The 9,061-nt window shown below is 73.4% G+C and carries 9 protein-coding genes; 5 read left to right on the forward strand and 4 right to left on the reverse strand.

Going from position 1 to position 9,061, the window contains the following annotated elements:
- A partial coding sequence (locus BGO22_RS14455; RefSeq protein ID WP_286851451.1) for an aminotransferase-like domain-containing protein occupies nucleotides 1-1,334 on the reverse strand: 1,334 nt, incomplete at its 3' end.
- Nucleotides 1,335-1,441: 107 nt separating this feature from the next.
- On the opposite strand from BGO22_RS14455, the gene BGO22_RS14460 reads away from it, so the two are divergent.
- From BGO22_RS14460 to BGO22_RS14470, 3 genes are read left to right on the forward strand one after another with little or no spacing between them, the layout of a single operon-like run.
- Nucleotides 1,442-2,191 (forward strand): c-type cytochrome, encoded by a 750-nt coding sequence (locus tag BGO22_RS14460; RefSeq protein ID WP_502686467.1) that lies wholly within the window; start codon nucleotides 1,442-1,444, stop codon nucleotides 2,189-2,191.
- Nucleotides 2,188-3,450, forward strand: a complete 1,263-nt coding sequence (locus tag BGO22_RS14465) for a c-type cytochrome (RefSeq protein WP_286851453.1) — start codon at nucleotides 2,188-2,190, stop codon at nucleotides 3,448-3,450. Before BGO22_RS14460 ends, BGO22_RS14465 begins: the two co-directional genes overlap by 4 nt.
- A gap of 14 nt (nucleotides 3,451-3,464) precedes the next feature.
- Nucleotides 3,465-3,647 carry a DUF2970 domain-containing protein gene (locus BGO22_RS14470; protein WP_070400731.1) on the forward strand — a complete coding sequence of 61 codons (183 nt, stop codon included), beginning with the start codon at nucleotides 3,465-3,467 and terminating at the stop codon, nucleotides 3,645-3,647.
- Nucleotides 3,648-3,706: 59 nt separating this feature from the next.
- On the opposite strand, the gene BGO22_RS14475 is transcribed toward BGO22_RS14470, so the two are convergent.
- The 3 genes from BGO22_RS14475 to BGO22_RS14485 all read right to left on the reverse strand — a co-directional run bounded on the left by BGO22_RS14475 (nucleotide 3,707) and on the right by BGO22_RS14485 (nucleotide 6,056).
- Nucleotides 3,707-4,576 (reverse strand): hypothetical protein, encoded by an 870-nt coding sequence (locus tag BGO22_RS14475; protein ID WP_286851455.1) that lies wholly within the window; start codon nucleotides 4,574-4,576, stop codon nucleotides 3,707-3,709.
- 5 nt (nucleotides 4,577-4,581) lie between these two features.
- Nucleotides 4,582-5,574, reverse strand: a complete 993-nt coding sequence (locus BGO22_RS14480) for a putative universal stress family protein (RefSeq protein WP_286851457.1) — start codon at nucleotides 5,572-5,574, stop codon at nucleotides 4,582-4,584.
- Nucleotides 5,575-5,654: 80 nt separating this feature from the next.
- Nucleotides 5,655-6,056 (reverse strand): GreA/GreB family elongation factor, encoded by a 402-nt coding sequence (locus BGO22_RS14485; RefSeq protein ID WP_286851458.1) that lies wholly within the window; start codon nucleotides 6,054-6,056, stop codon nucleotides 5,655-5,657.
- A gap of 344 nt (nucleotides 6,057-6,400) precedes the next feature.
- Here BGO22_RS14485 and BGO22_RS14490 point away from each other — a divergent pair, with 344 nt between their 5' ends.
- Both BGO22_RS14490 and BGO22_RS14495 read left to right on the forward strand, forming a co-directional pair.
- Nucleotides 6,401-8,020, forward strand: a complete 1,620-nt coding sequence (locus BGO22_RS14490; protein WP_070400734.1) for an MFS transporter — start codon at nucleotides 6,401-6,403, stop codon at nucleotides 8,018-8,020.
- A 189-nt stretch (nucleotides 8,021-8,209) separates the two neighbouring features.
- Entirely contained in the window at nucleotides 8,210-8,926 is a 717-nt protein-coding gene (locus BGO22_RS14495; protein WP_286851460.1) for a glutathione S-transferase family protein, read from the forward strand.
- Nucleotides 8,927-9,061 lie beyond the last annotated feature (135 nt).

The raw sequence follows: 9,061 nt of genomic DNA on the forward strand, positions 1-9,061 counted from the left end.
AGGCGCAGGTGGTGGCGAAAGCGCTTGTCCGCCGAGAACAGGGAACCCGGCGCCACGCTGATGTGCCGCGCCAGCGCCGCCTGCTGCAGCGCCATCGCGTCCACCGCGTCCGGCAGTTCCACCCACAGGAAGTAGCCGCCCTCGGGCCGCGTCACGCGCGTGCCATCGGGAAAGTGCTTTTCGATGGCGAGCAGCGCGCGCTGCTGCCGCGCGGCCAGCGCGGCGCGCAGCTGGCGCAGGTGCTTGTCGAACGCCCCGTGCTGCAGAAAGTGCAGCACCGCCAGCTGCGACGGCACCGACACCCCCAGCGTGCTCATGAACTTCAGCCGGTTCACCTGCGGCGCGAAACGCCCCGCCGACACCCAGCCCACGCGGTAGCCCGGCGCCAGCGATTTGGAGAACGAACTGCAGTGCATCACGCCGCCCTCGCGGTCCCAGGCCTTGGCCGGCAGCGGGCGCTGCGCGCCGAAGTACAGCTCGGCGTAGACGTCGTCCTCGATCAGCGGCACGCCGTGGCGGGCCAGCAGCGCGACCATCGCGCGCTTGGCGTCCTCGGGCATGAGCGCGCCCAGCGGGTTCTGAAAGTTGGGCATGAACCAGCAGGCCTTCACCGGGTGGCGCCGCAGCACCTCGGCCAGCGAGTCCAGCTGCACGCCCGTGCGCGGGTGCGTGGCCACCTCCACCGCTTTCAGCTGCAGCCGCTCCAGCGTCAGCAGGCAGCCGTAGAAGGCGGGCGATTCGATGGCCACCACGTCGCCCGGCTGCGTCACCGCCTGCAGGGCGAGCGTGAGCGCCTCCATCGCGCCGCTGGTGACCACCACCTCGTCCACGCCGATGTTCACGCCCTGCGCCACGCCGCGCAGCGCGATCTGGCGGCGCAGCTCGGCGTTGCCGGGCGTGAGGTCTTCCAGCAGCTGGCGCGGGTCGAGCCGGCGCATGGCCGCGCCCATGCCGCGCGCCAGGCGATCGAGCGGGAACAGCTCGGGCGATGGAAAGGCCGAGCCCAGCGGCGCCACCTGGCGGTTGCGCATGGGGCCCAGCACGGCCTGCGCCACGTCGTGGATGGCCACCGGCCGCGAGCCCTGGTGCGGCGTGGCGCTGCGTGGTTCCTCGCGCGGCGCGGGCACGGCCTTCACGAAGTAGCCCGCACGCGGGCGGGCCTCGACCAGGCCGCGCGCCTCCAGCAGGTAGTAGGCCTCGAACACGGTGGCCGGGCTCAGGCCGCGCGCGGCCACGGTGTCGCGCACCGAAGGCAGGCGGTCGCCGATGGCCAGCGTGCCGCTGGCGATGAGCGCTTCGATGTCCTTGGCAAGCGCTTCGTATTTGGTGGTCACGGGGCGGGGCTCTCTCGGTGGGCCGCCGATCTGATGCGGCTGATCCGGTCGATTTGAACGCAATCTGAGCCTACCGCCGGCGCCGCGCCGGGCGCACAGTCGGGGCCGTGACCTCCGACAAGACCCTCCGCGCGCCCCAGGGCCCGCGCGCCCCCTTCTGGAAAGGCCTGCTGCTGGCCGCCACCCTGGCCCTGCCCGGGCTGGCCGCCCAGGCCGCCGAGACCCTGCCCACCGACCCGATGGCGCGGCGCATGCTGGCCTGCGTGGCCTGCCATGGCCAGGACGGCCGCGCCACCAACCAGGGCTACTTCCCGCGCATCGCGGGCAAGCCCGCGGGCTACCTCTACAACCAGCTGCAGCATTTCCGCGCGGGCCGGCGCATCAACCCGACCATGACCTACTTGGTCGACCACATGTCCGACGCCTACCTGCGCGAGATCGCCGACTACTTCGCCGGGCTGGACCTGCCCTACCCCGCGCCGCAGACCACCGGCGCGCCGCCGGCCGTGCTGGCGCGCGGCGAGCAACTGGTGCGCCAGGGCGACCCGGCCCTGGGCATCCCCGCCTGCGCGTCCTGCCACGGCGCCGCGATGACCGGCATCCAGCCCGCCATGCCCGGCCTGCTGGGCCTGCCGCGCGACTACCTGCTGGGCCAGTTCGGCGCCTGGCGCAACGGCCAGCGCCAGGCCAGCGCGCCCGACTGCATGGGCGAGATCGCGCGCCGCCTGAGCCCCGAGGACGTGAGCGCGATGGCGGTGTGGCTGTCCTCGCAGCCCGTCACGGGCGGGCCCGCGCCGGCCAGCGCCGCGCCGAACCCCTGGCCCATGCGCTGCGGCAGCGCGGAGGTGCTGCCATGAACCAGCGCCGCCTGCTCATCGCCGCCGGGGTGCTGCTGGTCCTGCTCGGCGCGGCCACCCTCTGGGTGAACCGCGCCACCACACTGCTGCCCATCGAACCCGGGCCGGCGGTGCCGGTCACCGCCGAGCTCGTGGAGCGCGGCGCCTATCTGGCCAGGGCAGGCAACTGCGCGGCCTGCCACACCGAGCGCGGCGGCGCGGCCTACGCCGGCGGCCTGGGCATCGCCACGCCCTTCGGCACGGTGTACGCCTCCAACCTCACGCCCGACGCCGACACCGGCATCGGCCGCTGGAACGCCGACGACTTCTGGCGCGCCCTGCACCACGGCCAGTCGCGCGACGGCCGCCTGCTCTACCCCGCCTTCCCCTACCCCGACTACGCCCGCGTGACGCGCGAGGACAGCGACGCCCTGCACGCCTACCTGATGAGCCTGCCGCCGGTGCGCGCGCCCAACCGCGTGCACGACCTGCGCTTCCCCTACGGCACGCAGACCGCGCTGGTGGCCTGGCGCACGCTGTTCTTCTCGCCCGAGCCCTTCCGCCCGGACAACACGCAGTCGGCCGAGTGGAACCGCGGCGCTTACCTGACCCTGGGCCTGGGCCATTGCATGGCCTGCCACGCGCCGCGCAACGCGCTGGGCGCCACCGCGAACGAGCCCGACTTCAGCGGCGGACAGATCCCCATGCAGGGCTGGTACGCGCCCTCGCTGGCCTCGCCCCAGGAAGCCGGCGTGCAGGACTGGCCGCTGGCCGAGGTGGTGCGCCTGCTGCGCGACGGCCACAGCGCGCGCGGCGCCACCCTGGGCCCCATGGCCGACGTGGTGGCCGGCAGCACCCGCCACCTGGACGAGGCGGACCTGAACGCCATGGCCACCTACCTGAAGTCGCTGCCCGTGGTGGCGCCGGCCGCACCCGACACGGAGCGGGCCGAGCCCCAGGTGCTGGTGCTCGGCCAGCGCCTGTACGAGGCCAAGTGCGCGCAATGCCACGGCGAGAACGGCACCAGTGCCGCGCCCGAGTTCCCCTCGCTGGCCGGGCACCGCACGGTGACCATGGCCTCCAGCGCGAACCTGGTGCGCGTGATCGTGAGCGGCGGCTTCCCGCCCAGCACGCCCGGCAACCCCCGGCCCTATGGCATGCCGCCCTTCGGGCAGGAGCTGTCGAACGCCGAGATCGCGGCGCTGGCCAGCTACGTGCGCGGCGCCTGGGGCAACACCGCCTCGCGCGTGCTGCCGCTGGACGTGCAGAAGGTCCGTTGAAGGAGCGCCCCGCCATGAGCATCACCCGCGAAATCAAGACCGTGCTGTGGGGCCTGATTGGCGTGGCGCGGCGCAGCCGGCTGGAGGCGCCGAGCGATCACCCGCTGGTGCTGATCGCCGTGGCCTTCGTGCTGGTGCTGGTCTTCCTCGGCACGCTGGCCTTCATCGCCCTGCAGGCGCCGGGCGCGCTCAGCTGAGGCGGCCCGCTTCGCGCCGCACGGGCGCGCTCAGGCGATCTGCGCCTGTGCCGCCGCATTCAGGCCAGCACGGCCGGGCCGACCCAGCAACCGCTCAACAGCTCGGCCGGCCGCTCGGTGGCGACCACGCGCGCGCTGCCGGCCCAGTCTTCGCGCTGCACGCACAGACCGGCGTACACGCCATAGCCCGCGCCGGCCACGATCTCGCCATCGGCGCAAAGGCTTTCGCCGGCGCGGATCGCGCCGCGCGCGGTGATGGGCCCACCGGCCTTGATGCCCCAGCCCGCGTCGAGGTGCGAGCCGCAGTCGATCGCGCCATCGACCAGCACGCCATCGCCCGCGCGCACGCCGCCGCCCGTGCGCAGCGTGCCGCGCACGCGCAGGCTGCGGGCCACGCGCACCTCGCCCTCCACCACCAGCACGCCGCCGACGCTGGCCTGCGCGCCCACGTCGAGGTCGCGGCGGCACACCAGGTCGCGCGCGATCCGCAGCTGGCCACCCGCGCGCAGGGCACCTTCGATGACCGCGGCGCCGGCCAGCAGGTCGCCGCCGGCCTCCAGGGTGGTGGCCTCGACCACACCGCCGGCCGCGATGGTCTCGCCCGCCACCAGCTCGCGCCCGACCCGGATGTCGCCGCCCGCGCGGATGCCCCGGCCGGCGCGCACGCGCGCACCGGCGTCGATGCCGCCGCGCACCTCGATGGCGCCCGCGAACACGATGGACTCGCAGGACAGCTCGTCGAGCTGCAGCACCGCGCTGGTGGGGCCGAATTGCGCCAGCAGCCAGCAGGCGTCGTCGACACGGCCGTCGGCCACCAGCGCGTCCAGCAGCGGCTGGTAGTCCTCGCCCTGCGGGCGGTGGCGCAGGAACCAGCGAAAACCGTCGGCGCAGGGGTTCTTGGCCTTCACGAAGGCTTTGGAGAGTTCCATGGCCATCACCCCCGCCAGCCGATCGCGCGCGCGACCCAGGACCACCAGGCGCCACGCGGCAGCGGCACCACCAGGGCGTCGGCGCCCTGCTCCCCGATGCCCTGCACGCGCGAGCGCGCCGCGCCCACCGACCACGGCCGCCAGCGGTGACCGATGAGCACCATCGCGGGCCGCGTGGCGCGCAGGTGCTGGCGCAGCTGCTGCTCGACATCGCCCGCGAGCACGGTGAAGGTGGTCTCGCAGCCGGCCTCGCGCAGCGGCCGCGACAAGGTGTCCAGCGCCTGGAAGGCCTGCAGGCGCAGCTGCCGGAAGACGTGGTCGAACACCGTCAGCTCGGCGGCGTCGCCCGAATCGGGCGGTGACACCGCGGTCTGCAGCACGTGCACCAGCTGCACCGCGCGCCCCTGGGCGAACACGCGCGACCAACGCATCAGATCGCGCTCGCGCCCCAGCGGCGCCGTGCGCGCGAAGCAGCACAGCGGCGCCGCCGGGGCGGTGTCCGAAGCGTTCACCACCCACAGCGGCCCCTGGCCCTCGCGCAGCAGCAGCGACAGCAGGTCGGGTCCGAGGCGCGAGCGCCGTGGCCGTTCGTTGGCGTCCAGCAGGCAGGTCAGGCCGGCGGCGCGCGACAGCCGCAGCAGCTGGTAGCGGCTGCGCACCTCGTGGGCCACCACCTCGACGCCAATGCCGTGCTGGCGGCGCACGAAGCGCGCGCGCTGCGCCAGCCGCGCCAGAGGATCGAGCAGGCCGATGGGCTGCTCGCCCGCGTAGTACGCGAGCCGCAGCCCCACGCCCAGTTCCGCCGCCGCGCGCGCCACCTTCGCCAGGTGGTCGCCGGTGACCGCCGACAGGGTGGTCAGCACCAGCAGCCAGGGCGGCGCGACCGTGTCGTTCGCGCGCGCGCCCCGTTGCGCGCGGTCGTCCGTGGCGCCAGCGCTGGCGGGCAACGACTCGCGCAGGGCCGCGTCGTCCCAGGCAATGAGGGAAGAGAATTTCATGGCAGGTAACTCCCAGGCAGGGCCCAACCCGGTGGACACGCCACCGTCGGCCAACAAGGGGGAAGGCGCGGTGGGCGCGCCTAGGTGCTGTAGTCGCCGCTGGCTTCGGGCTGGAACAGGATGGCCTCGAGGGTCATCTCACGCTCCAGCCCGGCGGGCAGCGCGCTGCGCACGCGCTCGCCCACGCGCCGCCCGATGAGCGCGGCGCCCATGGGAGACAGCACGGAGATGAAGCCCGCGTCGGGCTCGGCGTCGCCCGGGTAGCACAGCGTCAGCTTGCGCACCTCGCCCGACGCGTGGTCGCGCACGAGCACCTGCGAATACATGGTGACCACATCGGCGGGCACGCGCTGCGAGGGCACCAGATCGGCCTCGGCCAGGAGATCGGCCAGGGCACCGCCACGCGCGGCGTCCTGCAGCTTGCTCAGGCGCGCGTGGTCCAGCTCGGTGAGAACACACTCACTGCGGACGATGGAAGACATGAACGGCTCCTTCGGGTCGCCGACGCCAGAAAAAGGAACAGGCGCGCGGCAGGGATCGCACTGGCTGCTGGGCCCGGCGATGGAAGGTGTGCGTTCGAGGGGGAAGGGTTATCGCCGGGCGGAGGAATGTGCGGCCAGCAGTCGGTGGCCGCGCAGAGCCGTAGAAGGGCCCTGGATGTGACGCGCGCACGGCAGCACACGCGCGGTGGCGCGATGCGAATGGGCGTGGATCCGGCGAGAAGGCATGCGGCGAGTCTAGGCAAGGGGCGGCGGGGCGTCAAACGGGCCGCGCAATGTCGCACGTGAGTGCGGGGTTGAACTGCGGTAGGCTCGGCGGTCTCCGCATGCCCTCGCGTCCCCGCATGCCCGCCACCGACGACAGCCTCTCCCCCATCGCCCCCCTGCGCCTGCCCGTGTTCCGCCTGCTGTGGAGCACCTGGCTGGTGGCCAACCTGTGCATGTGGATGAACGACGTGGCGGCGGCGTGGATGATGACCTCGCTGACCACCACCCCCATCTGGGTGGCGCTGGTGCAGACGGCCTCGACCCTGCCGGTGTTCCTGCTCGGCCTGCCCAGCGGGGCGCTGGCCGACAACCTCGACCGCAAGCGCTACTACCTGGTCACGCAGCTCTGGGTGGCGGTGGTGGCCATGGTGCTCAGCGGCTTCGTCTTCTTCGGCGTGATGTCGCCGCTGCTGCTGCTGGCGCTGACCTTCGCCAACGGCATCGGCTTCGCGATGCGCTGGCCGGTGTTCTCGGCCATCGTGCCGGAGCTGGTGCCGCGCCCGCAGCTGCCGGCGGCGCTGGCCCTCAATGGCGTGGCCATGAACGCCTCGCGCATCATCGGCCCGCTGGTGGCCGGCGCGCTGATCGCGGGCGCGGGCAGCGCCTGGGTCTTCCTGCTCAACGCGGTGCTCTCGCTGGTGGCCGCGGCGGGCATCGCGCGCTGGCACCGCGAGCACAAGCCCCACCCGCTCGGGCGCGAGCGGCTGGGCACGGCCATGCGCGTGGGCTGGCAGTACGTGTCGCAGTCCTACCTGCTCAAGGGCGTGCTGCTGCGCATCTGCATCTTCTTCTTCCACTCCACCGCGCTGCTGGCCCTGCTGGCGCTGCTGGCGCGCGGCATGCAGGGCGGCGGCGCGGGCACCTTCACGCTGCTGCTGGCCTCCATGGGCGCGGGGGCCATCGTGTCGACCTTCTTCCTGCCGCGCCTGCGCCGCCGCTACGCGCGCGACGCGCTGGTGCTGCGCGGCGCGCTGCTGCAGGCCGCGGCCATGGCGGTGATGGCCCTGACCGACCGCGTCTGGGTGGCCGTGCCCGCCATGTTCTTCGGCGGCGCGGCCTGGATCACCACCGCCAACACCCTGAGCGTGTCCATCCAGATGGGCCTGCCCGACTGGGTGCGCGCGCGCGGCATGTCGATCTACCAGATGTCCATCATGGGCGCGAGCGCCAGCGGCGCCGCCCTGTGGGGCCAGATCGCCACCTGGACCAGCCTGTCCGTGGCCCTGGGCATCGCGGCCGCGAGCGGCTGGGTGGCCATGGCCCTGGCCAACCGCTGGATGCCCGACCGCGGCCCGGAGGGCGACCTCACGCCCCAGCGCGTGCTCACCACGGCGACCAGCGTCGAGTCGCCGCCCCAGCGGGGTCACATCATGCTGACCATCGAGTACCTGATCGACCCGGCGCGCGCCAAGGAATTCCGCGACCTGATGTTCAACGAGAGCCGGCGCAGCCGCCTGCGCCAGGGCGCGCTGTCCTGGGAGCTGCTGCACGACATCAACAAGCCCGGGCGTTTCGTCGAGGTCATCGTGGACGAGTCGTGGACGGACCACCTGCGCCGCTTCGACCGCTCCACCGCTTCCGACGTCGACCTGCGCGACCGCCGGCTGGCCTTCCACATCGGCCTGGAGCCGCCGCGCGTCACGCGCAATCTCATGGAAACGACGGTCCGGGGCGGCTGACGCCGCAAAGGCCGAATGCGCTGGTCCGGGGGCGAGGCCAGCGCCACCCCGCCGCGCGCTACCGGGCGCGGGTGCACCGCAGGGAGCGTGGGCATTGTCCAAGTGGGTGGACAGTTTGTCCACGTCCGCCCCCCTTATCGCGGCCGGCCCCCTCCATAAAACTGCGCCCGCAGCCGACGCCACCACCCCATGAACGCCCCACCCTTTCCCCCCGAGCTCATCCTCTACTACAGCCCCAAGGCCTGCTCCCTGGCGCCCCACATCGTGCTGGAGGAGTCCGGGCTCCCCTACGCCACCCGCTCCGTCAACATCCGCACTGGCGAACACCTTCGCCCCGAGTACCTGCAGCTCAACCCCAGCGGCACGGTGCCCGCCCTGTCCATCGACGGTCAGATCCTCACCGAGTCGCAGGCCCTGCTGAGCTACCTGGCCGACCTGGTCCCCGAGCGCGAACTGCTGCCGCGGCCCGGCACGCTGGCGCGGGCGCGGGCCCACGAGTGGATGAACTTCATCTCCAGCAGCCTGCACGCCGCCTACCGCTCGGTCTTCCGTCCGCAGAGCTACGGCGGCGACCACCCCGAGGTGGTGGAGGCCGTGCGCGCCCAGGGCCACGATCGCCTGGCGCGCGCGCTGCAGACGGTGGAGCGGCGCCTGGGCGACACGCCCTATGCGCTGGGCGATGCCTTCAGCGCGGTCGATGCCTACCTCTTTGTGTTCTACCTCTGGAGCTTCGACGAGCGGCTGAGCGGCGAGATGCCGCCCCGGCCCCGCTACCGCGCCCTGGCGCAGCGGGTCTGGCAACGCGGCGCCGTGCGCCGCGTGGTGGCCCGCGAACGCGGCGTGCGCGCCTACGACCTGCCGGCCGAGATGGCGGGCGCCGATGCGCCTCTGGTGGACCTGGCATGAGCCTCGTCTTCGCGGGCGTTTGCAGCCATGGCCCCGGCATCACCGCGCGGCGCGATCGCGCCGACCCCCGGCAACTCGCGCGGCTGGAAGCGGCCTACCAGGCCCAGCGCGAGGCGCTGCGCGCGAGCCGGCCCG

Source organism: Hydrogenophaga sp. 70-12, from assembly GCF_001897365.1.
GTDB lineage: Bacteria > Pseudomonadota > Gammaproteobacteria > Burkholderiales > Burkholderiaceae_C > Hydrogenophaga > Hydrogenophaga borbori.

What these genes read in the sequence shown, in the direction of transcription:
- BGO22_RS14465 (WP_286851453.1), top strand. Translation starts at nt 2,188, where the DNA reads ATGAACCAGCGCCGCCTGCTCATCGCCGCCGGGGTGCTGCTGGTCCTG.
- BGO22_RS14470 (WP_070400731.1), top strand. Translation starts at nt 3,465, where the DNA reads ATGAGCATCACCCGCGAAATCAAGACCGTGCTGTGGGGCCTGATTGGC.
- BGO22_RS14475 (WP_286851455.1), bottom strand. Translation starts at nt 4,576, where the DNA reads ATGGAACTCTCCAAAGCCTTCGTGAAGGCCAAGAACCCCTGCGCCGAC.
- BGO22_RS14480 (WP_286851457.1), bottom strand. Translation starts at nt 5,574, where the DNA reads ATGAAATTCTCTTCCCTCATTGCCTGGGACGACGCGGCCCTGCGCGAG.
- BGO22_RS14485 (WP_286851458.1), bottom strand. Translation starts at nt 6,056, where the DNA reads ATGTCTTCCATCGTCCGCAGTGAGTGTGTTCTCACCGAGCTGGACCAC.
- BGO22_RS14490 (WP_070400734.1), top strand. Translation starts at nt 6,401, where the DNA reads ATGCCCTCGCGTCCCCGCATGCCCGCCACCGACGACAGCCTCTCCCCC.
- BGO22_RS14495 (WP_286851460.1), top strand. Translation starts at nt 8,210, where the DNA reads ATGAACGCCCCACCCTTTCCCCCCGAGCTCATCCTCTACTACAGCCCC.